Source organism: Nocardioides sp. SYSU D00038 (assembly GCF_016924665.1).
Lineage (GTDB): Bacteria > Actinomycetota > Actinomycetes > Propionibacteriales > Nocardioidaceae > Nocardioides.
In genome coordinates this window covers 191,569-215,970 of sequence record NZ_JAFFJT010000024.1, presented here as the reverse complement: position 1 = coordinate 215,970, position 24,402 = coordinate 191,569, and the positions used below count along the sequence as shown (strand labels likewise).

The window sequence follows — 24,402 nt, the reverse complement described above, 5'->3', positions numbered from 1 at the left end:
CGAGCCCGCGCCGCCCGCACCACCCCGCGCCGACCCGCCGCCCCCCGCCGACGCTCCGGCAGCGCCGGTCGCCCCGGCGGCCCCGGCCACCCCGGTCGTGACCCCCGCGGCGCCGGCCGTCGCCCCCGCCGGGCTGGTCGTCGACGCCGCGACCGGCCGGGCGACGTACCAGGGCCGGGGGCTGGACCTGACCCCGCAGGAGCTGATCCTGCTCACGACCCTGCTCGAGACCGGCCGCCGGGTCCGCAGCAAGGCCGACCTGGTGCTGGCGCTGCGCGGCCACGGCTACGTCACCTCGCACTTCGTCAACGAGGCCGACAAGCGCGCGGTCGACGCCCACGTCACCAGCCTGCGCCGCAAGCTCGGCGACGACGGGCCCAGCCCGCGGGTGATCGAGACCGTGCGCGGCGTCGGCTACCGGATCGCACCCGCCTGACTCCCCGTCCCGGCGGCTCGCCGGCGCTCGCCGGACGGTCGCCGCGCCTAGTTCGCGTTGATCGGGATGTCCGCGACCTCGGTGACCTCGTCGGAGTCGAAGATCGCGATCGGCACCTGCTGGGTGACCTCGACCCGCTCGAAGCGGCCCGACCCTGCGCGCGTCTCGACGCTGACCGTGGCGGTCAGGCTGAGGGTCAGCCCGATGGTGTCGCGGGAGACCGGACCGATGCGCTGGTTGCGCAGCTCGAAGGCGCCCTTGGGCGAGGTGACCAGCATGCCGCGGCGGGTGGTCACCGGCTCGGGGTCGAAGGTCGCGCGCGCGGCCACGACGTCGAGGCGGTAGGGCTCCTCGGTCGCGCCGCCCCGGGTGGTCGTGGTCGCCGAGGTGACGACGATCCGGTCCAGGTAGACCTTGCGCTTGGTGCGGAACGGGTCGCGCAGCCCCCGGTCGAGGTCGTAGCCCTGGAAGGTGAAGGAGAAGAACTTGTCGCCGGCTGGGTACCACTCGTTGGTCCGCGGGGTGGCCTTGGTGGGGTAGAGCGTGAAGACGAAGTCCATGCCGGGCGCCTCGGGGAGCGCGATGTGCGACTGGAAGGTGCCGTCGCGCGTGAACTGCGAGTCGAAGACGGGGGCCGCGCTCGTGGCGGAGGTCGACGGCGCCGGCGTCCCCCCGGTGTCGTCGTCGCCGAACGGCGTGCAGCCGCCCAGCAGCACGACGGAGAGCGCAGCCGCGGCGACGACGGACGGACGACGGGTCATGCCTTGTACCCCCTGTAGCGACGCAGCGCCTTGAGCGCCATCCAGGCCGTCTGCAGCACGGTCAGCACGCCCAGCACCGGCCACCCCACCGACAGCACGTCGGACTGCAGGTCGATCGGCAGCTGCAACCACACCGCGGCCACCGCGGCGAGGAACACCGCCAGCACGAGGAACGGGTAGAGGTACGACGACCCCTTGCCCCGCTCGGCGGCCGCCTGGGCCGCCCAGTTGTCGGTCTGCTGGCTGCTGAAGAACTTCCACCAGGCCCGGACGAAGTGGCCCATCCTGATCCACATGTAGAGCTCGGCCAGCACCAGCGTGCTGCCGAAGACGTAGTCGCGCCGGTTGGCGAACGCCATCGACCGGGCCACCCGGAAGTTCAGCCAGATCGCCACCGCGGGCGGGATCAGCCACCACGGGCTGAAGACGAACGCCGAGATCGACAGCGAGCCGGCCAGCAGCAGCATGAAGCCGAGCCGGGTCAGCATGTTGAGCACCATCGAGCCGTGCTCGAACCACCGCAGCCTCAGGTTGGGGTGGAAGGGCTGGCCCCGGGTGTCGCCGCGCTGGCCGGGCCACATGAGGTCGATGGCGCCGTAGTTCCACTTCACCTGCTGGGCGTCGAGCGCCCGCAGGGTCGTCATGCCCCCCACGTGGGCGTAGGCGCGCGCCGAGATCTTGGTGAGGTAGCCGGCGCTCTTGATCTGCAGCGAGAGCAGGGAGTCCTCCACCTCGCTGTCGTTGACCCAGGGCGTGCGCTGGTGGGTCGTGCGCAGCACCTCACGCAGCGCGGTGGTGGAGAAGATCGAGAACTGCCCGCCGAGCACGGCCATGTTGCGGCCCTTGAGGAGGTTCTGCATGTTGAACGCCGAGAACTGGGCCCGCTGACCGGCGATGAGGAACTTCGCCGTCCAGCCGTCGAGGGCGCTGTCGTCGATCGAGTAGATGGCCGAGATGCCGCCGATGCGGTCGTCGCTGGAGATCTCGTCGACCAGGTGCTCGAGCGCGTCGGGCTCGGGGGTGGTGTCGCCGTCGACGCCCAGCAGGTAGTCCATGCTCTCGACGAGGCCGTAGCCGTAGTTGAGCGCCCCCACCTTCTTGTCGGGGTTCTTGCCGATGTCGTGCACGTAGATGACCGTCTGCTGCTTGCCGCTGGGGGTCATCCGCTCGTGGGGACCGGCGTAGTGGCTGGCCACCTCGACCGACTCGTCGGTGGTGTTGTTGATGATCACGTGGATGACGTCGGGCAGCCGGGTCTGCATCAGCAGCGAGTCGAGCACCCCGCCGATGGTCTCGGCCTCGTTGTAGGCCGGGATGACGCAGCCGATGGTGGGCCGCTGGTCGGGCTGGTCGGCGGCTTGGTCGAGGGGGGCCTGCTCGCCGTCGCGCGCGTCGAGGCGCACGAACTGGTCAGTCGCGGCGCCGGACCGGGCGCCGTCTCCCCCGCTGGTCACAGGCCAAGTGTGGTCGGACGGCCGGGGCGGCACAGGAGAATCGCTCAACTCGGTGCGCCGTTCAGGGCTGCGCGGGCGGCGGGGTGTGGCACTGCGCGCCGTCCTGCTGGGCGTCCGGGAGGTGCGGCAGCGCCACGGTGCCGAGCGCGGTCGCGCGACCGGTCACGACCGCGACTCCGGAGCGCGTCGCCGACCCGTACTTGCAGTAGGACACCCCCTGGCCGAGGTACGGCGAGTAGGGGCCGGGGCCGACGACGACGCTGAGGTCGGAGCGGGTGGTGAGCTGACCGCCCAGCGTGAACCCGCCGTCGCTGCGGGTGGTGGCCGTCTGGAGGGTGGCGCCCGACGCGTCGCGCAACCGCACCTGGGCCCCGGCCAGGCCGGTCCCTGGGCGGTTGGCGTCGACCACGGTGCCGGTGACGGTGGCGCCCAGCCGGGTCAGCCGCGCCGTCCCGAACGCCACCCGGCCCTTGCGCACCCTCCCGGTGACGGGCAGGGTCCCGCCGAGGTAGCTGCCTACCCCGTCGGCGACCACGTCGTAGCCGCCGGGGTGCAGGCCGCGGACGGTCGTGGTGCCACCGACCATCCGCTGGGTCCAGAACTGGCCCGAACGGCGGCTGACCAGCGTCACCCAGGTGGTGCCGGGATAGGGCGTGCTCCCTGCGTAGAGGTCGAGCACGAGGCGACCGGCCTTGATGCCCAGCCGGACGTCGACCCGCTTGTAGCGTCCCGGCTTCAGGCGGCGGAGGAAGGTGCTGCGCCCCACCCAGGTCCGCTTCCTGTCGTAGGTGAAGACCGAGTAGGTGCCCGCCGGCAGCCCGGCGAGCGCGTAGCTCCCGCTCCGGTCCGCGGTGGTCTCGAAGGACCGGCGGTCGGCGTTCGCCGCGACCACCCGGGCCCCCGGCGCGACCTTGCCCCCGGCCCGCACGGTCCCCCCGATCGCCGCGCCGCGGGGCATCCGGACGTTGCGGATCGTCGTCGCCCCCGCGGTGACCGTCACCGTCACGTCGCGTGGCGCGAGCTTGCGCACGTCGTACGCCGGACGGCGGTCGGTGAACTGGAGGCGGTAGGTGCCCGGCGGCAGCGCGAGGGAGTAGCCGCCGCCGGTGACGCGCCGCTTCCCGAGGTAGGTCCAGTCGAGGCGGAACCAGGCCACCGAGGCCGGCGGGGAGTCGTCGCCGCCCCCCGTGACCGTGCCGCGCACCCGCCCGACGGCGGCCTGGGCCGTCGGCGGCGCGAGGAGGCCGGCGCCGAGCACCGCGACGAGCGCGGTGGCGAGCAGGAGGAGGACGGGGCGACGTCCCTGGGTCGGGTGCACGCGGCAAGCCTAGGAACGCTCGCCCGCGTCCGTCCGCCGAACGGGCAACTCAGGAGAGGTGCTTCTGGAGGTCCAGGCAGCGGTTGGTGATCCGGTAGCCCAGCCGGTCGTTGACGGCGTTCATCCACTCGTTGACGCCGGCGTTGCCGGTGACCAGCTGCTCGCAGGCGGGGAACTCCTCGCGGACGTAGGCGTGGAGGCGGGCCTTGACCGCGAGGCCGAGGCGGTGGCCGCGGTGCTCGGGCAGCACCAGGGTCGAGGTGATGTGGCCGAGTCGCGGGTCGGCCTCGAGCACCGAGACGGCGCTGTAGCCGGCGAGGGTGCCGTCGGGGGCGACGCCGGCGACCAGCAGGTGCGCGGCACGCACCCGGCGACGGCGCTCCTCCCACTCGCGGATCCGCTCGGGGGTCCACTGCTGGGGCTGGAGGTCGAGCTCGCCGAGCGGGGCCTCGCTGAGGAACCGGCTCCACAGCCGGGCCAGCCCGGCCAGGTGCTCCTCGGGGGTGTGGTCGCGCCACCACACGATGCCGTAGCCGTCGAGCCGCTCGGCGGCGAACGACGTGACCTCGGGCAGCAGCGCGGCGGTGCCGGCCAGGTCGACGGTCTTGGTGAACTCCACGCCCGCGACCTCGTAGCCCGACGCGGCGGCGAACCGCACCCCGGCGTTGTCGGCATCGGTCGGGGTCTCCACCGACGACACCACGGTGGTGCGGCCCGCCTCGCGGCAGCGCCGCTCGGCCTCGGCGAGCAGCGCGCGACCGTGGCCGCGCCGTCGCGCGTCGGGCAGCACCCACACCTCGACGAAGCCGACGTGGGTGTTCTCCTGGTGGTGCAGCTCGAGCCGGGCGGCGCCGACCGTGCGCCCGCCCTCGTCGAGGGCGAGCAGGACGACGTCGCGGCCCACCGGTGGCACGGCCAGCGCTGTGCTCGCGGCGGGCCAGGACGGCCAGTCGCCCACGGGGAGCTCGGCGGCCGCGGCGGCACCGACCTCCCACCAGGACCGGAGGGCGCCCGAGTCGGCGGGATCGACGGGGTGCACGCTCACGACCCGACCCTAGGGGTCGGGCAGGAGCCGCCCGACGGCGTCCCGGCCTGCGGCCACCTGGGTCAGAGCGCGAGCTGGGTGCGGACGACGCCCGCGAGCCGCTCCGCGACGTCGTGCGCCAGCTCGGTGGTCGACGCCTCGACCATGACCCGGACCAGCGGCTCGGTGCCGGAGGGGCGCAGCAGCACCCGCCCGGTGTCGCCGAGGCCGGCCTCCTCCTCGGCCACCGCGGCGGCGAGGACGGCGTCCTCGTCGACCCGCGACCGGTCGACGCCGGGGACGTTGACCAGCACCTGCGGGAGCCGGGTGACCACCGAGGCCAGGTCGGCGAGGCTGCGGCCGGAGTCGGCCATCCGCTGCAGCACGTGGAGAGCGGTGAGCAGGCCGTCACCGGTCGTGGCGTGCTGGCTCATGATCACGTGGCCGGACTGCTCGCCGCCGAGCGTGAAGCCACCGACCCGCATCGCCTCGAGGACGTAGCGGTCGCCGACCTTGGTCTGGCGCACGCCGAGCCCGGCGCCCTTCATCGCCTGTACGAAGCCCAGGTTGCTCATCACCGTCGCCACGACGGTGTCCTTGACCAGCTGGCCGCGCTCGGCCATGGCCAGCGCCAGGATCGCGAGGATCTGGTCGCCGTCGACGACCGCGCCGGCCGCGTCGACGGCCAGGCACCGGTCGGCGTCACCGTCGACGGCGAAGCCGGCGTCGGCCCCGTGCTCCAGCACCGCGCGCCGCAGCGGCTCGAGGTGCGTGGAGCCGTAGCCGTCGTTGATGTTCAGGCCGTCGGGCTCGGCGCCGATGACCACGACCTCTGCGCCGGCCCGCTCCAGGGCGAGCGGTCCGGCCTCCCAGGCCGCGCCGTGGGCGCAGTCGAGGACGACGCGGAGGCCGGCCAGCGGCCGGTCGAGCGTCGCGACCAGGTGGTCGACGTACTCCTCGACGGGAGTGGCGTAGGGGGTGACCCGGCCGACCTCGGCGCCCGTGGGGCGCTCCCAGTCCTGGCCGAGCAGCTCCTCGATCTCCTTCTCGAAGGCGTCGTCGAGCTTGACGCCCGCTCGCGCGAGGAACTTGATGCCGTTGTCGGGCATCGGGTTGTGCGAGGCGCTGATGACCACGCCCAGGTCGGCGCCCAGCGTCTGGGTGAGGTGGGCGACGCCGGGGGTCGGCAGCACCCGCAGGCGCAGCACGTCGACGCCGGCCGAGGCCAGGCCGGCGACCACGGCGTGCTCGAGGAACTGCCCCGAGATCCGGGTGTCGCGGCCGACCACGGCGAGCGGACGGCGTCCCTCGGCTCGGGTGTGGTCGACCAGCACCCGGGCCGCGGCCACCGACAGGTCCAGGGCCAGGTCTGCGGTCAGCTGGCCGTTGGCCAGGCCCCGGACCCCGTCGGTGCCGAAGATGCGCGGCATCCGCAGGAGATCAGCGCTTGCTGAACTGGGGCGCCTTGCGGGCCTTCTTCAGGCCGGCCTTCTTGCGCTCGATGACGCGGGCGTCGCGGGTCAGCAGACCGGCCTTCTTCAGGGCCGGGCGGTTGGCCTCGACGTCGACCGCGTTGAGGCAGCGGGCCACGCCGAGGCGCAGTGCGCCGGCCTGGCCGGTGATGCCGCCGCCGTGGATGCGGGCGATCACGTCGAAGCGGCCCTCGAGCTGCAGCTCGGCGAACGGCTCGTTGACCACCTGCTGGTGGAGCTTGTTCGGGAAGTAGGAGTCCAGCGGACGACCGTTGACGGTCCAGACCCCGGTGCCCGGGACGATGCGGACGCGGGCGACGGCCTCCTTGCGGCGGCCGGTGGCCGCGGCGGGGGCGATGGTCGCGGGACGCTCGGGGGTGTCGGCCGACGGCGAGCTCTCGCTGCTGTACGCGACGCCCTGCTCGTTGACCTCGTAGGTCTCCTCGACCTCGGTGGAGTTCTCAGCCACGGGTGTTCCTCACTAAGACTTGTCTCGGCTGCGGATGCGATTACTGGGAGATCTGGGAGATCTCGAAGGGGACGGCCTTCTGGGCCTGGTGCGGGTGCGTCGGGCCGGAGTAGACCTTGAGCTTCTTCAGCATCTGGCGGCCGAGCTTGTTCTTCGGGAGCATGCCCCACACGGCCTTCTCGATGGCCTTGCGGGCGTCCTTCTCCAGGATCTCGCCGATCGGGGTGGCGGTGAGGCCGCCCGGGTAGCCGGAGTGGCGGTAGGCGAGCTTGGTCGTCTTCTTGCTGCCCGAGAGGGCGACCTTCTCCGCGTTGACGATGATCACGAAGTCGCCCATGTCCATGTGGGGGGCGAAGGTCGGCTTGTGCTTGCCGCGGATGAGGTTGGCCGCCTGGACGGCGAGCCGGCCGAGGACGACGTCGGTGGCGTCGATGACGAGCCACTCACGCTGGACGTCGCCGGGCTTGGGGCTGTAGGTGCGCACGGTTCTGCTGCCTCTGTTCTCGTTCGTGGACCGACCGGTGGTCCCGGTCGGTGGTGGAGCCACGCCCTCTGACGAACACGGCCCGGCTCCCCACCCGCAGGTGGTGGTCCGGGGCTGCACCCCTCGGGTCGTGCGGACCCGTGGGACGCGGCAGGAGGCGCGACTGACAAAGATACGGCGAGCGCGCGGGCAGGGTCAAAACGCGGGGCGGGCGGGCGCCGGCCGCTCTCGTGACCCGGACACCGGGTGTTCGGGCCTCCGGGCCGCGGGCTAGGTTGAGAGTGTGACCGAATCTCTGACCGTCCGAGACAACCGCACCGGACAGGAGTACGACGTCCCGATCACCGACGGCACCATCAAGGCCGCCGACATCGGGCAGATCAAGGCCGGGGACGAGGCCCCCGGGCTCGCCGTCTACGACCCGGGCTTCGTCAACACCGCCTCCTGCCGCTCCGCCGTGACCTACATCGACGGCGAGCAGGGGATCCTGGAGTACCGGGGCTACCCCATCGAGCAGCTGGCCGAGAAGTCCTCGTTCCTCGAGGTGGCCTACCTGCTGGTGTACGGCGCGCTCCCGACGAAGGCCGAGTACGACGCGTGGGTGCACGAGATCACCTACCACACGTTCGTGCACGAGAACGTCAAGGAGTTCATGCAGGGCTTCCGCTACGACGCGCACCCCATGGGGATGCTGATGGCGTCGGTCGGGGCCCTGTCGACGTTCTACCCCGACGCGCGCAACATCACCGACGCCGACAACCGCCACATGCAGATCGTCCGCATGATCGCGAAGATGCCGACCCTCGGTGCCTGGTCGTTCCGCCACGCGCAGGGCAAGCCGTTCGTCTACCCCGACAACGACCTCAGCTACACCGCCAACTTCCTCTCCATGCTCTTCAAGATGAGCGAGGCCAAGTACGAGGCCGACGAGCGGCTGGTCAAGGCGCTCGACGTGCTGTTCATCCTGCACGCCGACCACGAGCAGAACTGCTCGACCAACGCCGTCCGCTCGGTGGGCTCCTCGCAGGTCGATCCCTACTCCGCGGTGGCCGCCGGCGTGGCCGCGCTCTACGGCCCCCTGCACGGCGGCGCCAACGAGGCCGTGCTGCGGATGCTCAAGCGGATCGGGTCGAAGGAGAACATCCCGGCCTTCATCCAGGGCGTCAAGGACGGCAACGAGCGGCTGATGGGCTTCGGCCACCGCGTCTACAAGAACTACGACCCGCGCGCAAAGATCATCAAGAAGGCCTGCGACGACGTCTTCGAGGTCACCGGGGTCAACCCGCTGCTCGAGATCGCCCAGGAGCTGGAGAAGATCGCGCTGGAGGACGAGTACTTCGTCAAGCGCAAGCTCTACCCCAACGTCGACTTCTACTCCGGCCTGATCTACGAGGCCTTCCAGTTCCCGCCCGAGATGTTCACCGTGCTCTTCGCCATCGGCCGCACCCCCGGCTGGCTGGCGCAGTGGCTCGAGCTCGTGCAGGACAAGGAGCAGAAGATCGCCCGGCCCAAGCAGATCTACACCGGCGACCGCACCCTCGACTTCGTGCCCGCCGCGGAGCGGTGGGCCTGACGCCGGCGGGCGTCGTCTGGGACCTCGGCAACGTCCTCATCGACTGGCAGGCCCGCGCGGCGATCGCCGCCGGGGTCGGTGAGGACGAGGCCGACCGGCTGCTCGCGGCCACCGACTTCGACTTCCTGGCCTTCAACCACGGCCCGGACTCCGGTCGCACCTGGGCCGAGGCCATCGCCGACGTCGAGCGCGACCACCCGCAGTGGCTGCCGCACGTGCGCGCCTACCACGCCCACTTCCCGGCGTCGCTGGTCGGCGAGGTGCCCGGCAGCGCCGACCTGCTCCGCGACCTGCACGCCGCCGGCGTGCCGATGTGGGGCCTGACCAACTGGTCCCACGAGCTGTGGCCGCACGCGCCGCAGCGGTTCGGCTTCCTCGACCTGCTCGACGGCGTCTACGTCTCCGGCACCGAGGGCGTGGCCAAGCCCGACCTCCGCGCGTTCGCCGCCGTCGCCGAGCGGATGGGCCTGCCGCCGGAGCGGCTGGTCTTCACCGACGACCGCGCCGGCAACGTCGAGGCCGCGATCGCCGCCGGCATGGACGGCGTGCTGTTCACCGACGCGGCCACCCTGCGCACCGAGCTGCGCACCCGCGGCCTGCCGGTGTGAGCAGCCGGGCCGACCGCGTCGCGCTCCGACCCGTCCTGCACCGGCTGCTCGTCGACGAGCTCGGCGTCCGCACCGTGGCGCGGCTGTGCCCGCGCTGCGGGGGCAGCGACCACGGCCGACCGGTCGTGCCCGGTCGTCCCGACCTCCACCTCTCCCTCACGTACGCCGGTGGGCTGGCGGCGGTCGCGTGGAGCACGACCGGGCCGGTGGGGATCGACGTCGAGCCCGGCGCCGACCTGGCGTGGACGCGCCGCGAGGCGTTGCTCAAGGCCGCGGGCACCGGGTTCGGCGGCAGCGGCTCGAGCGCCGAGCCGGCGCTCGCGACCGTCACCCTGCCCCTGCCCGAGGGCTACGTGGGCACGGTCGCCGGCGTGGACGTCAGCTGGCGGCTGGCAGGTCCGGCAGCTCCGTAGCGTCGAGCCACGCGGCGAGGACGGCCACGGCCTCGTCACCGGCTGCGGCGCCGACGTGGGCGCGGAAGTCGTCGGTCGTCACGCTCCCGCCCCGGTGGTCGGCGACCCAGCCGCGCACCAGGTCGAAGAACGCGTCGTCACCGACGACGAGCCGCAGCGCGTGCAGGGTGAGGGCACCGCGCTTGTAGACCCGGTCGTCGAACATCAGCTCCGGGCCCGGGTCGGACAGCAGCACGTCCTGGTCGAGGTCGGCGAGCCGGTCGTGGTGGTGACGGGCCCACGTGTCTGCGGAGTCGCGCTCGGAGGCCTCCGACCACAACCACTCGCTGTAGCAGGCGAAACCCTCGTGCAGCCAGATGTCCTGCCAGCGGGCCAGCGTCACCGCGTTGCCGAACCACTGGTGGGCCATCTCGTGGGCCACCAGCCGCTCGGCGTCCCAGTCGTCGCGGCAGAAGTTCCGGCCGAAGGTGGCCAGCCCCTGCGCCTCGAGCGGGATCTCCAGGTCGTCGTCGGTCACCACGGCGGCGTAGGACGCGAACGGATAGGGGCCGAAGCGGTCCTCGAAGAGCTCCAGCATCTCGGGCTGGCGGGCGAACCCCGCCTCCTCCACGTCGGCCGGGCCGACCCAGGCCAGCGGCACCGGGCCGTCCTGCTCGCGCACCTCGTAGCGCCCGACCTGCACGGTGGCGAGGTAGGTCGCCATCGGCTCGGGCTGGTCGAAGGTCCAGGTGATCCCCCCGGCACGACGCCGCTGGCCGGTGCGGGTGCCGTTGGCCACGACCGTGTAGCCGGGCGGCACCGTCACCGAGATCGTGTACGCCGCCTTGTCGTCGGGCCGGTCGTTGCAGGGGAACCAGGTCGGCGCGCCGTGGGGCTGGCCGGCGACGATCACACCGTCCTCGAGCTCCTCCCACCCGGCGTCGCCGTGGTGGGGGTCGACCAGCGGCCGCGGCTGACCGGCGTAGCGCACCAGCAGCCGGAAGGCGGTGCCCGCAGGCAGGGGGGTGCGTGCGGTCACGACCAGTCGGTGCCCGTGCACCGTGTAGCGCCGGGGGGCCGCGCCGTCGAGCACGACCTTGGAGACCTGCAGGTGCGCCAGGTCGAGCACCAGGCGCGCGGTGTCGTCCTGGGTGACCCCCTCCACCACGGCCTCGCCGCGCAGCCGGTTGCCGGCGACGTCGTAGTCGAGGTCGAGCGTGTAGCGCTCGGCGCGCCAGGAGCGGTCGCCGTGGCCCGGCAGGTAGGGGTCGGCGGTCGGGAGGTCAGGCCCGCTCACGCGCGGTCCGCCCACGGGCCGATCGGGTTGCCGATCCAGTCGGTGCCGTCCGGCACCGACTCCCCCCTCATCACCAGCGACACGGGACCGACCGTAGCGTGCCGTCCCAGCACGGCCGCGGGCAGGATCACGCTGTTGGGGCCGAGGGTCGCACCCCGCTCCAGGGTCACCGTGTCGAGGCTCAGCAGCCGGTCGTGGAACAGGTGGGTCTGCACCACGCTGCCCTGGTTGACCGTGGCGCCGTCACCGAGCCGGACCAGGTCGACCTCGGGCAGCCAGTACGTCTCGCACCAGACCCCCCGACCCACCCGGGCCCCCATCGCCCGGAACCATGCGTTGAGCAGGGGTGTCCCGGTCACGGCGCGGGCGAACCACGGCGCGGCCAGCACCTCCACGAAGGTGTCGGCCAGCTCGTTGCGCCAGACGAAGGAGCTCCACAGGGGGTGGGCGCCCGGCCGGACCCGGCCGACGAGCACCCACTTGGCAACCGTCGTCACCAGCGCCGCGACCAGTCCCGCCACGGCGAGGAGCGGACCCCCGAGCAGCAGGGCGGCGAGCACGCCCGGCCCCTCGAGCAGGAGCAGGAAGCACCAACCCACGACGGCGTGCAGGGCGACGGCGAGCACCACCGGCACCAGGCGACAGAGCTCGACAGCCGCGCGGGCCGCCTTGAGCCGGGTCGGCGGAGCGTAGGTGCGGGCCCCGTCGCCGTCCGCGACGGCGCGACGCAGCGGCGCGGGTGGGCTGCCGAGCCACGACTCCCCCGAGCGGACGCTCTTGCGCCGCGGCGCCGCCGAGAGCACGGCGACGAGCGACGCCTTGGGCACCTTGCGGCCCGGCGCGGCCATCCCGGAGTTGCCGACGAAGGCGCGCTTGCCGATCTTGACCCGCTCGGCGCGCAGCCAGCCGCCGCCGAGCTCGTAGCCGCCGAGAAGGGTGTCGTCGGCGAGGAAGGCCTGGTCGTTGACCTGCGTGAGCGACGGGATCATCAGCACCGTCGACGCCTCGACGTCGCGGCCGACCCGAGCGCCGAGCAGGCGCAGCCAGTGCGGGGTGAGCGAGGAGGAGTAGAGCGGGAACAGCCAGGTGCGCGCCTCGTCGAGCACCCGCACCGTGGTCCACACCGCGAGCGCCGGCCGGCTGCGCACCGGGTGGGCGCCGACGTCGACCGACAGGGCCGCCACCCGGACGACGCCGACGACGAGCGCGGCCACGACCAGCGGCCCCAGCAACGCGCCGAGCGGCACCCACGGGAGAAGCGCCGCCGCCCCGGAGACGTCGTCGGGGGTGGGCGCCAGGGCCAGCACCGCGCCGGCACCGACCACCACGGCGGTCACGGGGACGGCCGCGAGCGCCAGGGCCACGGCGCCGTACGCCGCCAGCCAGGGGCGCCCGGCCGGGGGCCGCTCCGACCACGGCCCGCGGGCGGCGCTGGCGACCCGCTGGGCCGGCGACCCCGACCAGTACTCGCCGTCGGGGACGACCCCGAAGACCGACGAGCCGGGCGCGACCTCGGCGTCGGCACCCACGTCGGAGCCCGGGCACAGCGTGCTGCGCGCGCCGATGCGGGCCCGGGCGCCGACCCGCACCGAGCCGACCCGGACGACGTCGCCGTCGACCCAGTAGCCGCCGAGGTCCACCTCGGGCTCGACCGAGCAGCCGCGACCCAGCCGGAGCCGCCCGGTCACGGGCGGGAGGCTGTGGAGGTCGACGTCGCGAGCGACCCGGGCGCCGAGCAGCCGGGCGTACCAGGTCATCCACGGCGCTCCGGCCAGCCCGGTCGCGCCGAGCTCGTCGGCGGCCCGCTGGGCCAGCCAGAGTCGCAGGTGGGCCTTGCCGCCCCGGGGGTGCTCGCCCTCGGCCACCGGCCGGAGCAGGGTGCGCGCGATGCCGGCGGCCAGCAGCATCCGGCCGGGTGGGGCGACGAAGATCAGCAGGCCGAGCACCACGGCCCAGAGGGGCGGCCGAGGCACCCACGTGGCGCCGAGCACCTCGAGGGCGTGACCGGCCAGACCGAGCCAGACCAGCCAGCGCGGCACCGACAGCGCCCGCAGCAGCAGCGTGGCGGCCACCTGGCCGACCTGGGTCTTGAGCGGGATGGGCGGCACCCGGCGGTCGCTCGCCGCGCCCGGCCCGTCGAGCCCGTCGAGGAAGGTGGCGAGCGCGCCGAGGGTTGCCCGCTCGTAGATGTCACCGACGGTTACCTCGGGAAACCGGGTGCGCAGCCGCGAGACCATCTGGGCCGCCGTCAGGCTGCCGCCGCCGAGGTCGAAGAAGTCCGCGTCGGCCGCAGTCGCGTCGGCGGCCAGGACGTCGCGCCACAGCTCCGCGACCCAGGCGGCGGTGCCCACGAGACCAGCCGGGGTGGCCGCCGGCGGGAGCGGCCACGGCAGGGCGTCCCGGTCGACCTTGCCCGACGTGCGGGTCGGCAGCTCCTCGACGACCGCCACCCGGGGCACCAGCGCGGCGGGCAGCGATGCCCGCAGCGACTCCACGGCGCTGGCCTGGTCGTACGTCGGGCCGACCGTGACGTAGCCGACGAGGAGGCTGTTGCCGGCGCTGGTGCGGCGCACGGCGGCGGCCGCGCTCACGACCCCCGGCAGCGCGAGCAGGGCGCTGTCGATCTCGCCGAGCTCGATCCGCCGGCCGCCGAGCTTGACCTGGTCGTCGGCCCTGCCGCCGAAGAGCAGCCCGTCGTGGTCGAGGACGACGAGGTCGCCGCTGCGGTAGGCGCGGTCCCAGCCGAGGGTCGGCATGGCGGCGTACTTCTCGGCGTCCTTGTCGGGGGCGAGGTAGCGGGCCAACCCGACCCCGCCGATGATCAGCTCGCCGGTCTCCCCCTCGGCGACCGGGCGACCCTCGGGGTCGACGACCGCGAGGTCCCAGCCGTCCAGGGGCAGGCCGATCCGCACCGGACCCTCCCCGGTCAGCAGCGCGGCGCAGGCGACCACGGTGGCCTCGGTCGGGCCGTAGGTGTTCCACACCTCCCGGCCGGGCGCCACGAGACGCGCCGCCAGCTCGGGCGGGCACGCCTCCCCGCCCATGATCAGCAGCCGCACCTGGTCGAGCGCCTCCGGTGGCCACAGCGCCACCAGGGTCGGCACCGTCGACACCACGGTCACGGCGTTGGCCACCAACCAGGGACCCACGTCGACACCGCTCCTCACCAGGGCGCGCGGCGCGGGCACCAGGCAGGCGCCGTAGCGCCAGGCCAGCCACATCTCCTCGCAGGAGGCGTCGAACGCCACCGAGAGCCCCGCCATCACCCGGTCGCCCACGCCGAGCGGCGCGTCCTGCAGGAACAGCCGCGACTCCGCGTCGACGAACGCGGCCGCGCTGCGGTGGGTGACCGCGACCCCCTTCGGCCTACCGGTCGAGCCACTGGTGAAGATGACCCACGCGTCGTCGTCGGCGCTCGGGCCCGTGGGTGGACGGGCCGCGCCCGGGCGTCGTACGACGACGGTGCGGTCGTTGCCCACGACGGCAGCGACGTCGGCCTCGTCGAACACGAGGCGGGCCCGCTCGTCGGGGTCGTCGACGTCGACGGGCACGTAGGCGGCGCCGGCGAGGAGGATGCCGAGGATCGCGACGTAGAGGTCGGTGGTGCCGGAGCTGACCCGCACCCCGACCCGGTCGCCGGGACCGATCCCGCGCAGGTTGAGCTCGTCGGCCAGCTCGTCGGCCGCCTCCTCCAGCTCGGCGTAGGTCAGGACCCCCGTGCCCGCGTCGACCGCCGGCTCGTCCGGCACCTGCAGCACCGTCTCGCGGAAGACGTCGACCAGGGTGCGGGGGGCGGGGGCGAGCGGACTGCGCAGCAGCAGCGGGTCGGTCAGGGGTGGCACGGGCGGAACCTCCCGCAAGCAGGTGAACGGGAGGTGTCCGGTCCGGAGCGTGGGTCGCCCTCGGTCGATGAGAGGCTGCGCGGGTGCGCGTCGCGGTGGTGGGTCTCGGCATGGGTGGCGCGACCCTCGCCTGCCTGCTGGCCGACCGCGGCGTCGACGTCACGGTGGTCGAGCAGGAGGAGGACCCGCGGCCGGTGGGCGCCGGCATCTGGCTGCAGGCGATGGGCCAGCAGGTGCTCGACCGGCTCGGCCTGCTCGACGCCCTGCGCGCGGAGTCGCGGGCGGTCTCGCGGGTCGACATCCGCACCGCGACCGGGCGCCCGCTGGTCCGGCTCGGGTACGACGCCGTGCCGGGCGCCACGCCGGCGCTGGGCGTCCACCGCGGCGCCCTGTTCGCCCTGCTGCACCGGGCGGTGCGCGAGCGCGGGATCGGGGTCGACCTCGGCGTGCCCGTCACCGGCGTCCGGCCGGTGCCGGGTGGCCTGGCGGTCGAGACCGCGCACGGCGACCACGGGACCTTCGACCTCGTGGTCGGCTGCGACGGCAGCCGGTCGCGGGTGCGGCGGAGCATGGGCGTCGTGGTGCGCGACCACCCCTACGGCTACGGCGCGCTGTGGGCGATCGTCGACGACCCCGGCGAGCTGGCCGCCGACGAGCTCTACCAGTGCCTGCGCGGCACCAGGCAGTACCTCGGGGTGCTGCCGACCGGCCTCGGCCGCACCTCGCTCTTCTGGTCCGTGCGCACCCGCGACATGACCGACGTCCTCGCCCGGGGCCTGCCGGCCTGGCGCGACGCCGCCCGGCCGCTCGCCGGCCGCTACGCACCGCTGGTCGACGCGGTCGACCACCTGCTGCCCGCGTCGTACCGCGACGTGGTGGTCCGCACCCCCTGGCGCACCGCCGACGGCGCCGGCGCGGTGCTGGTCGGCGACGCCGCCCACGCGATGAGCCCCCAGCTCGGCACCGGCACCTCGCTCGCGCTCGCCGACGCCTGGACCCTCCACCACGCGCTCGCCGCGCACCCCCGGCTCGAGGAGGCGCTCGCGGCGTACGAGCGCGGTCGGCGAGGGCACGTGCGCTGGTACCAGTGGTGGACCCGGCTGATGATGCCGGTCTTCCAGAGCGACCTCGCCCCGCTCGCGCTGCCCCGCGACGCGCTGGCGCCGTGGGTGCTGCGGGTGCCGGGCGTGCCCGGGCAGCTGGTCACGACGCTGCTGGGCGACCGCGTCTCGCCGTGGTCGCGCTGGGAGCTGCCGGTTCTTCGCGAAGCCTGACCGACGTCTCAGCGTCGACTCAGCCTGGCTCGCCACCGTGGTCACATGACCGAGCCGAAGCCGCCGTCGGGCCAGGGCCCCGACGCCCACGACCCGCACCACCAGCACGACGAGTACGACGACCAGCCCCCGCAGTACCCCTCGACCTACCCGCCCCCGGCGCCGCCGGCCTTCGCGTCCGCTCCCCCGCCGCCGCCGGCGGCCCTCGATCCGTTCCGGGCGGCGGCACCGCCCACGACGCCGTTCCCCACCGCGGACCGCCACACCGACGGGCCCGCCGCACCGACCTCCCCCTCCGAGAGCGCGAGCGCCCGCCGTCCCCGGCGGCTGGGCCTCGCTGCGGGTGTGGTCGCGGCGAGCCTGGTGGTGGGAGGCGGCGCCGGGGTCGGCGGTGCCGCCGCCTGGAACGCCCTCGCCGACGACGAGCCCGGCACCGGCGGCTCGGGCGGCGTCACCACCTCCCAGGTCGTCGACACCCCCGAGACGCCGGCCGCCGACGGCACCATCGAGCAGGTCGCGGCGAAGGTGCTCCCCTCGGTGGTCAAGATCGACGTCGCGGGCGGACAGGGCGCCGGCTCGGGCTCGGGCATCGTGCTCAGCTCCGACGGCGTGATCCTCACCAACGAGCACGTGGTGGCGGTCGCCGGGGACGGCGGCACCATCCGCGTGTCGTTCAACGACGGCAGCTCGGCGACGGCCACGGTCGTCGGCACCGACCCGCTCACCGACACCGCGGTGATCAAGGCCGACGACGTCTCGGGCCTGACCCCGGCCGCCATCGGCAAGTCGGGCGACCTCCGGGTCGGGCAGGAGGTCGTGGCGATCGGCTCGCCGTTCGGGCTGGAGTCGACCGTGACGAGCGGCATCGTGAGCGCCCTCGACCGCCCGGTCGACGTCGGCTCCGACAACGAGGGCAACTCCACGACCTATCCCGCGATCCAGACCGACGCCGCGATCAACCCCGGCAACAGCGGCGGCCCGCTGGTCGACCTCGACGGCAACGTGGTCGGCATCAACTCCTCGATCCGCACCGCCTCGTCGGGGATGTCGCAGGAAGGCGGCTCGATCGGGCTCGGCTTCGCGATCCCGATCGACGAGGTGCTGCCGATCGTGGACCAGATGCGCGAGGGCGAGACGCCCACCCACGCCCGCCTCGGCGTCACGGTCTCCGACGTGGGCGTCCGCCCGGGCCAAGGTCCCGGCCAGGAGCAGGGCCCGGACCAAGGGGCGGAGGTGCTGGCCCAGGGCGCGCAGATCCAGGAGGTCGGCGACGGCTCCACCGCGGCCGAGTCCGGCCTCGAGGCCGGCGACGTCATCACGAAGATCGACGACCGGGTCATCACCGGCGCCGACTCGCTGGTGGCGACGATCCGGTCCTACCGCCCCGGCGACACCGTGACCGTCACCTACGTGCGCGACGGCGAGACCAGCACCACCGAGCTGACGCTCGACTCCGACGCGGACCGCGCGGCGTCGTAGGCCTCAGGCGAGCCGCTTCTCCAGCTCGCCGAGGCGCTCGACCTCCCGGAAGCCCAGCCGGCGGTTGACCGCGATCATGTGCTCGTTGACCTCGGCGTTGTAGGTGGTCAGCCTGCGGACCTGCGGCGCCTCGCGCTGCAGCAGCCGCAGGTTGGCCACCTTCACGGCCAGCCCGAGCCGGTGGCCGCGGGCGTCGCGGCGCACCAGCGTGCCCCACTGGTAGGCGCGGTCGGGCTCGTGGGCGGTCAGGCACAGGTCGGTGTAGGCCACCACGTCGCCGGCCGGGTCGAGCGCGACGGTGTTGAGCTTGGTGCGGCCCTGGGCCGCCACGAGCGCCTCGTTGTCGCGCACCACCGCCGGGTCGGCCGACTGCTGCTCCCGCTCCAGGTCACCCAGCGGCGCCTCGGTGATGATCGTGGAGACGAGGTCGGCCCAGCCCTGGAGGATGTCGTCGGGCACCGGCCCGACGAACGAGCGCAGCTCGTAGCCCTCGTGGTGGGCGGCGGCGTCGGCCGCGAGCTCGTCGAGGAGGGCGGCGTCGACGGGCAGCGCGAGCTCGCGGTGGACGTCGACGAGGCCGAGGGTGAAGCCCCGCCGGCGCAGCCAGTCGACGCCGACGACGCCCTCGCCCTCGGGATGGTCGTCGTGGGGCCAGCTGGTCTCGGTGGCCAGCAGGGTGCGCCCCCGCTCGCGCGCGACCGCCTCCAGGTGGGCGAGCATCGCGCTGCCGTGGCCACGGCCGCGGGCGTCGGGGACGGTGTGGACGTAGGCCTCCATCAGCTCGAGGTTGTCGACCTCGGAGCCGCGGGCCCGCCCGGTGGTGACCACCCGGTCGCCGTCGAGCCCGGCCCAGGCCAGCGCCCAGCGGCTCGCCTGCTCGGTGGCGAGCTCGGCGCGCACCTCCTCCAGCTGCCAGAACGCCGCCTGCGGCCCGCGACCCGCGGCGTCGGCCTCGGCGTACGCCGCGTGCCAGCCGCGCAGCAGTGCGTCGTCGGCCGGGTCGACCGGCACGATCCGCAGACCGCTCACCGCTCCCTCACCACCCTCGTCTCGTCCCACACCGGGCCGTCGGACTCGTAGACCTCGCCGTCGGCGCCGTAGACCAGGAACCGGTCGAAGCCGCGCGCGAACCACCGGTCGTGGGTCACCGCCAGCACCGTGCCCTCGAACGACTCCAACCCCGCCTCCAGCGCCTCCGCCGACTGGACGTCGAGGTTGTCGGTGGGCTCGTCGAGCAGCAGCAGCGTGGCGCCCGACAGCTCCAGCAGCAGGATCTGGAAGCGCGCCTGCTGGCCGCCCGAGAGCGACTCGAAGGTCTGCTCGGCGGCGTGGGCGAGCTCGTAGCGGTCGAGCACCCGCGACGCCTGCTCGCGACCCATGCCGTCGCGGTGCTCGTCGCCGCGGTGGAGGACCTCGAGCAGCGTGCGGCCGAGCAGCTCGGGGTGGGCGTGGGTCTGCACGAACCAGCCCGGCCGCACCCGGGCGCCCAGCCGGGCGGTGCCCCGGTGGCGCACCGGCTCGATGTGCACGTCGCCGACCGGCTCGTGCTCCTTGTCGGGGCGGGTGCCCCCCGCCGCGAGCAGGCGCAGGAAGTGGGACTTGCCCGAGCCGTTGGATCCGAGCACGGCGACCCGCTCGCCGTACCAGACCTCGAGGTCGAACGGGCGCATCAGCCCGCTCAGCTCCAGGCCCTCGCAGACCACCGCGCGCTTGCCGGTGCGCCCGCCCTGCAGGCGCATCGTCACCTGTTGCTCGCGCGGCTGCTCGGTGGGCGGCCCGGCCTCCTCGAACCTGCGCAGCCGGGTCTGGGCGGCCTGGTAGCGGCTGGCCATGTCGGAGTTGTAGGCGGCCTTCTGCTTGTACATCAGCATCTGGGCGCGCAGCTTGGCGTGCTCCTCGTCCCAGCGCTTGCGCAGCTCCTCGAAGCGGGCGAACCGCTCGCGGCGCGCCTCGTGGTACGACGCGAACCCGCCGGGGTGGGTCCACACCAGGTTGCCGGCGTGGCCGAGCTCGACCGTCACGACCCGGGTGGCGGTGTTGGCCAGCAGCTCGCGGTCGTGGCTGATGAACAGGATCGTCTTGTCCGACTCGCGGATCCGCTCCTCCAGCCAGATCTTGCCGGGCACGTCGAGGTAGTTGTCGGGCTCGTCGAGCAGCAGCACCTGGTCGGGGCCGCGCAGCAGCTGCTCGAGCACGAGCCGCTTCTGCTCGCCGCCGCTGAGCGTGCTGAGCGCGCGGTACTTGGCGCGCTCGTACGGCACGCCGAGCGCGGCCATGGTGACGACGTCCCAGGTGACCTCGAGGTCGTAGCCGCCGGCATCGGCGTAGTCGGAGAGCGCGACGGCGTAGCGCATCTGGGTCTTCTCGTCGTCGTGCTCCATCAGCGCCAGCTCGCAGCGGTCGACCTCGGCGGCGGCCGCCCGCACCCGGGGTGGCGAGACGCTGAGCAGCAGGTCGGCGACGGTCGGGTCGGCGCCGAGGCCGGCCCCCACCGCCTGGCGCATCACGCCCAGCCCGCCGGAGCGGGTCACCGAGCCGGCGGACGGCGTCAGCTCCCCGGTGACGATGCGCAGCAGCGTCGTCTTGCCCGCACCGTTGGCGCCGACGAGAGCGACCTTGGCGCCCTCACCGACCCGGAACGAGACGTCCTCGAGCAGCACCCGGCCGTCCGGGAGCTGGTAGCGGACTCCGGCGACCTCCACGTGACCCACGAGGGGAGATTGTCCGGGACCGGCCGCCGGAGGTCATCCGGTTTTGCCCGGGCGGTGGTGAGCAGGCCCCCGTTCGCGGGGCGGGGATCGAGGCTGACGCACCGCCACTGTTGGCGACCCAGGCAGCGGTGAGCAGACCCCCGTTCGCGCTGCGGGGAACGAGGCTGACGCACCGCCACCCCGCGGCTCGCCAGGCAGCGGTGAGCAGACCCCCGTTCGCCCGGCGGGGAACGAGGCTGACGCACCGCCACCCCGCGGCGACCCGGGCAGCGGTGAGCAGGCCCCCGTTCGCGGGCCGGCGATGGAGGCTGACGCACCGCCACCCCGCGGCCCGCCCAGGCAGCGGTGAGCAGACCCCCGTTCGCGCTACCGAGAACGAGGCTGACCCACCGCCACCCCGCGGCCCGCCCAGGCAGCGGTGAACAGACCCCCGTTCGCGCTACGGAGAACGAGGCTGACCCACCGCCACCCCGCGGCCACCCAGGCAGCGGTGAGCAGACCCCCGTTCGCGCGGCGGAGAACGAGGCTGACCCACCGCCACCTCGCGGCGACCCGACCACCCAGGCCGCCCGAGCCGGCGCCGCGCTACCCCAGCGGAGCCGCGATCGTGCCGACCAGCGACTTCTCCTCGTCGCGGTAGTCGACGTCGAGGCAGACGCCGCCGGCGTCGACGGCGACGACCTCGACGGTGCCGGTGGCCCCGTCGGCGGTGCCGTACGCCCGCCCGCCGCCGTCGAGGGAGACCGAGAACGTCAGCACGCCGAACTCCGCGGTCCACCGCACCACCTGACCGGCCTCGAGGTCACGGAGGTCGTCGCCGGCGTTGTAGGCGGTGAGGAACACCGTCGCGAGGTGCTGGTCGGCCTTGGGCTGCACGCCCTTGGTCGCCAGGCGGTCGATCGGCACGGGGAAGTCGGCGGCGTGCAGCGTGTGGATCGGCCCGCCGAGGTTGATGCCGCCGGCCTGGGTGAGCCGCAACGACTCGCCGTCCGGGTACGTCGCGGTCACCGAGGTGGTGCAGTTCTTCAGCGCCTCGCTCGGCCGGCTGCCGCTGGAGCCGCCCGACCCGCCGCTCCCGGAGCCGCTCCCGGAGCCATCCCCGGAGCCACCCCCCGACCCACCGCCGGAGCCGCCGGCGTCCGGCTCGCCGTCGCCGTCGACGTCCGCGTCGTCGGCGTCGGGCACGCCGTCGCCGTCGGTGTCCTTGCTGCCGTCGGGCTCGCCGTCGCCGTCCTCGTCGGAGACGGCGTCGTCGCCCGAGGCCGAGGCGGACGACGACGGCGACCGGTCGGCCTCGGCGCCGTCGTCGCCACCGCAGCCGGCCAGCACGAGCACGAGGGCGCAGGCGAGCACGGGAAGGGAACGCATGCCCGGGACGGTACTGGTTGGGCGCCCCGCCCATGTCGTCGTGTCCACCCACGCGCCAGAATGGCGGGACACGACGAAAGCGAGGGTGTCCGGGATGCAGCTGGAGCTGTCCGCCGAGGACCAGGAGTTCCGCGAGAAGGTGCGCACCTTCTTCACCACCGAGGTGCCGGAGGAGATCCGCGAAGCGGTGCGCGAGGGCCGTGAGCTCACCAAGGAGCAGTTCGTGGAGAGCATGCAGGTGCTCAACGCCGCCGGGCTGGCCGTCCCGAACTGGCCCACCGAGTGGGGCGGGCAGGACTGGACCGAGCTGCAGCGCCACATCTGGCACGAGGAGCTCCAGGCCGCGAGCGTGCCGCTGCCGCTGGCCTTCAACGCCACGATGATCGGCCCGGTCATCGCCCACTTCGGCACCGACGAGCAGAAGCGGAAGTTCCTGCCGCCCACGGCCAACCTCGACATCTGGTGGTCCCAGGGCTTCTCCGAGCCCGACGCCGGCTCCGACCTCGCCTCGCTGCGCACCACCGCGGTGCGCGACGGCGACGGCTGGGTGGTCAACGGCCAGAAGACCTGGACCACGCTGGGCCAGTACGGCGACTGGATCTTCACGCTCGTGCGCACCGACCCCGACGTGAAGAAGCAGGCCGGCATCTCGATGCTGCTCATCGACATGACCACCCCGGGCGTGGAGGTGCGGCCGATCGAGCTGATCGACGGCGGCCACGAGGTCAACGAGGTGTGGTTCGAGGACGTCCGGGTGCCGGGCGAGAACCTCGTCGGCGACCTCAACGGCGGCTGGACGATCGCGAAGTTCCTGCTCGGCAACGAGCGGGTCGGGGTGGCCCCGGTGGGCCAGGTCAAGGGTGCCCTGGCCCGTGCCAAGGAGAAGGGCGCGGCCGTGCTGGCCGACGACCCGCTGCTGCGCGCCCGGGTGGCCGAGCTCGAGAACGAGCTGCTCGCCCTCGAGCTCACCGCACTGCGGGTGGTCGCCCGCTCCGCCGACGGCGCGCCCCACCCGGCCAGCTCGGTGCTCAAGCTCAAGGGCTCCGAGCTCCAGCAGGCGGTCAGCGAGCTGACCCTCGACCTCGCCGGCTCCGGCGCCCTGGTCTTCGGCGCCCAGGAGGGGTCGGGCCTCGAGGAGTGGGCGCAGCGCGCCGCGCCGACGTACCTGAACTTCCGGAAGGCCTCCATCTACGGCGGCTCCAACGAGGTGCAGCGGCAGATCATCGCCAAGACGATCCTGGGACTCTGAGGGAGCACGACGATGGACTTCACCTACGACGACGAGCAGGTCGCGCTCCGCGACGCCGTGCGCGGCCTGGCCGGCAAGGCCTACTCCGACTTCGAGCAGCGCCGCCGCACCGTGGCCGACGACCCCGGCTGGGACGAGGACCAGTGGCGCCGGATGGCCGAGATGGGCCTGCTGGGGCTGCCGTTCGCCGAGGAGGACGGCGGTGTCGGCGCCGGGCCGGTCGAGATCGGCATCGTCTGCCAGGAGCTCGGGCGCGTGATCGCGCCGGAGCCCTACCTCACCTCGGTCGTGTTGGCCGGGGGGCTGGTCTCGGCGGTGGGCACCCCCGAGCAGCGCGGCGAGGTGCTCGGCGCGCTCTCGACCGGCGAGCGGGTGCTCGCCTTCGCCCACGACGAGCCCGGCACCCGCTGGACGTCGACGGCGTCCGAGGTCACCGCCGCCGTCGACGGTGACACCTGGACCCTGAGCGGCACCAAGGAGCCGGTGCTCCACGGCGCCCGCGCCGACCTGCTGGTCGTCAGCGCGGCGCTGCCCGACGGCGGCACCGGCCTGTTCCTGGTCGAGGGCGACGCGGCCCAGCGCAGCGGCTACCGCACCCTCGACGGGGGCCGGGCCGCGCGGGTCCTGCTCGACGGCACGGCCGCCGCACCCCTCGGCACGCCGGGGCAGGACGTCACCGCGAGCATCGCCACGGTGCGTGACATCACCCGGGTGATGGCCGCCAACCAGGCCCTCGGCGCGATGCAGACCGCGCTGGCGGCCACCACGTCGTACCTCACGAGCCGCAAGCAGTTCGGCGTCACGCTCAACACCTTCCAGGCGCTGACCTTCCGGGCCGCGGACATGTACGTCTCGCAGGAGCTCACCCAGAGCATCGTCGACTGGGCCACGATGGTCGTCGCCAAGGGCGACCCGGCGGAGGTGGCGACCGCCGCGCAGCGGGCCGCGCTCCAGGTCAGCCGCGCGGGTCGGCACGTCGGGCAGGAGGCGATCCAGCTGCACGGCGGCATCGCGATGACGGCGGAGTACAGCGTGGGCAGCTACACCGCGCACCTGACCGCTCTCGACCACCTGCTCGGCGACGGCGGTCACGTGCTGCGCGAGCTGGCCGAGGACGTCCTCGACCACGGCGCGCTGGAGCCGCTGGACTGAGCCGGTGCCCCACGGGGCTGAGAGGGTTGTCTACCCTCT

20 protein-coding genes are annotated in these 24,402 nt (G+C 73.9%); 8 read left to right on the top strand and 12 right to left on the bottom strand.

Going from position 1 to position 24,402, the window contains the following annotated elements; translation table 11 throughout:
* On the top strand, positions 1 to 436 hold a 436-nt coding region (locus tag JT721_RS14745; RefSeq protein ID WP_205473995.1), incomplete at its 5' end, for a winged helix-turn-helix domain-containing protein.
* A gap of 47 nt (positions 437 to 483) precedes the next feature.
* Here JT721_RS14745 and JT721_RS14740 read toward each other — a convergent pair.
* From JT721_RS14740 to rplM, 7 genes are all read right to left on the bottom strand, one after another.
* The gene (locus JT721_RS14740; RefSeq protein WP_205473994.1) at positions 484 to 1,197 is read right to left on the bottom strand and encodes a hypothetical protein; all 714 of its coding nucleotides are present in this window, start codon (positions 1,195 to 1,197) and stop codon (positions 484 to 486) included.
* Entirely contained in the window at positions 1,194 to 2,651 is a 1,458-nt protein-coding gene (locus tag JT721_RS14735) for a glycosyltransferase (protein ID WP_205473993.1), read from the bottom strand. Before JT721_RS14735 ends, JT721_RS14740 begins: the two co-directional genes overlap by 4 nt.
* Before the next feature lie 61 nt (positions 2,652 to 2,712).
* Positions 2,713 to 3,969 (bottom strand): carboxypeptidase-like regulatory domain-containing protein, encoded by a 1,257-nt coding sequence (locus JT721_RS14730; RefSeq protein ID WP_205473992.1) that lies wholly within the window; start codon positions 3,967 to 3,969, stop codon positions 2,713 to 2,715.
* A 49-nt stretch (positions 3,970 to 4,018) separates the two neighbouring features.
* Positions 4,019 to 5,014, bottom strand: a complete 996-nt coding sequence (locus JT721_RS14725; protein WP_205473991.1) for a GNAT family N-acetyltransferase — start codon at positions 5,012 to 5,014, stop codon at positions 4,019 to 4,021.
* Between the two features lie 62 nt (positions 5,015 to 5,076).
* A complete protein-coding gene (gene glmM, locus JT721_RS14720) occupies positions 5,077 to 6,423 on the bottom strand; it encodes a phosphoglucosamine mutase (RefSeq protein WP_205473990.1) in 1,347 nt (448 codons plus the stop codon).
* 10 nt (positions 6,424 to 6,433) lie between these two features.
* Positions 6,434 to 6,934, bottom strand: a complete 501-nt coding sequence (gene rpsI / locus JT721_RS14715; RefSeq protein ID WP_205473989.1) for a 30S ribosomal protein S9 — start codon at positions 6,932 to 6,934, stop codon at positions 6,434 to 6,436.
* A gap of 40 nt (positions 6,935 to 6,974) precedes the next feature.
* Positions 6,975 to 7,418, bottom strand: a complete 444-nt coding sequence (gene rplM, locus JT721_RS14710; RefSeq protein WP_205473988.1) for a 50S ribosomal protein L13 — start codon at positions 7,416 to 7,418, stop codon at positions 6,975 to 6,977.
* Positions 7,419 to 7,701: 283 nt separating this feature from the next.
* On the opposite strand from rplM, the gene JT721_RS14705 reads away from it, so the two are divergent.
* From JT721_RS14705 to JT721_RS14695, 3 genes are read left to right on the top strand one after another with little or no spacing between them, the layout of a single operon-like run.
* On the top strand, positions 7,702 to 8,991 hold the full coding sequence (locus JT721_RS14705; RefSeq protein ID WP_205473987.1) for a citrate synthase: 1,290 nt from the start codon (positions 7,702 to 7,704) through the stop codon (positions 8,989 to 8,991).
* Positions 8,982 to 9,599 carry an HAD family hydrolase gene (locus tag JT721_RS14700; RefSeq protein WP_205473986.1) on the top strand — a complete coding sequence of 206 codons (618 nt, stop codon included), beginning with the start codon at positions 8,982 to 8,984 and terminating at the stop codon, positions 9,597 to 9,599. Before JT721_RS14705 ends, JT721_RS14700 begins: the two co-directional genes overlap by 10 nt.
* Positions 9,596 to 10,012 (top strand): 4'-phosphopantetheinyl transferase superfamily protein, encoded by a 417-nt coding sequence (locus tag JT721_RS14695; protein ID WP_205473985.1) that lies wholly within the window; start codon positions 9,596 to 9,598, stop codon positions 10,010 to 10,012. Before JT721_RS14700 ends, JT721_RS14695 begins: the two co-directional genes overlap by 4 nt.
* Here JT721_RS14695 and JT721_RS14690 read toward each other — a convergent pair.
* Positions 9,978 to 11,288: a M1 family metallopeptidase gene (locus JT721_RS14690; protein ID WP_205473984.1), complete on the bottom strand. Its 1,311-nt coding sequence runs from the start codon at positions 11,286 to 11,288 to the stop codon at positions 9,978 to 9,980. The genes JT721_RS14695 and JT721_RS14690 overlap by 35 nt on opposite strands.
* The gene (locus JT721_RS14685; protein ID WP_307828069.1) at positions 11,285 to 15,130 is read right to left on the bottom strand and encodes a Pls/PosA family non-ribosomal peptide synthetase; all 3,846 of its coding nucleotides are present in this window, start codon (positions 15,128 to 15,130) and stop codon (positions 11,285 to 11,287) included. Before JT721_RS14685 ends, JT721_RS14690 begins: the two co-directional genes overlap by 4 nt.
* Before the next feature lie 83 nt (positions 15,131 to 15,213).
* Here JT721_RS14685 and JT721_RS14680 point away from each other — a divergent pair, with 83 nt between their 5' ends.
* Entirely contained in the window at positions 15,214 to 16,404 is a 1,191-nt protein-coding gene (locus JT721_RS14680; protein WP_205473983.1) for an NAD(P)/FAD-dependent oxidoreductase, read from the top strand.
* A gap of 45 nt (positions 16,405 to 16,449) precedes the next feature.
* The gene (locus JT721_RS14675; protein ID WP_205473982.1) at positions 16,450 to 17,883 is read left to right on the top strand and encodes a S1C family serine protease; all 1,434 of its coding nucleotides are present in this window, start codon (positions 16,450 to 16,452) and stop codon (positions 17,881 to 17,883) included.
* Positions 17,884 to 17,886: 3 nt separating this feature from the next.
* Here JT721_RS14675 and JT721_RS14670 read toward each other — a convergent pair whose 3' ends face one another.
* The 3 genes from JT721_RS14670 to JT721_RS14660 form a co-directional block, all read right to left on the bottom strand.
* Positions 17,887 to 18,912 carry a GNAT family N-acetyltransferase gene (locus JT721_RS14670; RefSeq protein WP_205473981.1) on the bottom strand — a complete coding sequence of 342 codons (1,026 nt, stop codon included), beginning with the start codon at positions 18,910 to 18,912 and terminating at the stop codon, positions 17,887 to 17,889.
* Positions 18,909 to 20,594 (bottom strand): ABC-F family ATP-binding cassette domain-containing protein, encoded by a 1,686-nt coding sequence (locus JT721_RS14665; protein ID WP_205473980.1) that lies wholly within the window; start codon positions 20,592 to 20,594, stop codon positions 18,909 to 18,911. The genes JT721_RS14670 and JT721_RS14665 overlap by 4 nt, the downstream gene beginning before the upstream one ends.
* 585 nt (positions 20,595 to 21,179) lie before the next feature.
* The gene (locus JT721_RS14660; RefSeq protein WP_205473979.1) at positions 21,180 to 21,962 is read right to left on the bottom strand and encodes a hypothetical protein; all 783 of its coding nucleotides are present in this window, start codon (positions 21,960 to 21,962) and stop codon (positions 21,180 to 21,182) included.
* A 94-nt stretch (positions 21,963 to 22,056) separates the two neighbouring features.
* Here JT721_RS14660 and JT721_RS14655 point away from each other — a divergent pair, with 94 nt between their 5' ends.
* Positions 22,057 to 23,211: an acyl-CoA dehydrogenase family protein gene (locus tag JT721_RS14655; RefSeq protein ID WP_205473978.1), complete on the top strand. Its 1,155-nt coding sequence runs from the start codon at positions 22,057 to 22,059 to the stop codon at positions 23,209 to 23,211.
* A gap of 12 nt (positions 23,212 to 23,223) precedes the next feature.
* Complete coding sequence (locus JT721_RS14650; RefSeq protein WP_205473977.1) at positions 23,224 to 24,363, top strand: acyl-CoA dehydrogenase family protein; 1,140 nt, start codon at positions 23,224 to 23,226, stop codon at positions 24,361 to 24,363.
* The last annotated feature ends 39 nt before the right edge of the window (positions 24,364 to 24,402 follow it).

What these genes read in the sequence shown, in the direction of transcription:
- glmM (WP_205473990.1), bottom strand. Translation starts at nt 6,423, where the DNA reads ATGCCGCGCATCTTCGGCACCGACGGGGTCCGGGGCCTGGCCAACGGC.
- JT721_RS14740 (WP_205473994.1), bottom strand. Translation starts at nt 1,197, where the DNA reads ATGACCCGTCGTCCGTCCGTCGTCGCCGCGGCTGCGCTCTCCGTCGTG.
- JT721_RS14655 (WP_205473978.1), top strand. Translation starts at nt 22,057, where the DNA reads ATGCAGCTGGAGCTGTCCGCCGAGGACCAGGAGTTCCGCGAGAAGGTG.
- JT721_RS14650 (WP_205473977.1), top strand. Translation starts at nt 23,224, where the DNA reads ATGGACTTCACCTACGACGACGAGCAGGTCGCGCTCCGCGACGCCGTG.
- JT721_RS14675 (WP_205473982.1), top strand. Translation starts at nt 16,450, where the DNA reads ATGACCGAGCCGAAGCCGCCGTCGGGCCAGGGCCCCGACGCCCACGAC.
- JT721_RS14660 (WP_205473979.1), bottom strand. Translation starts at nt 21,962, where the DNA reads ATGCGTTCCCTTCCCGTGCTCGCCTGCGCCCTCGTGCTCGTGCTGGCC.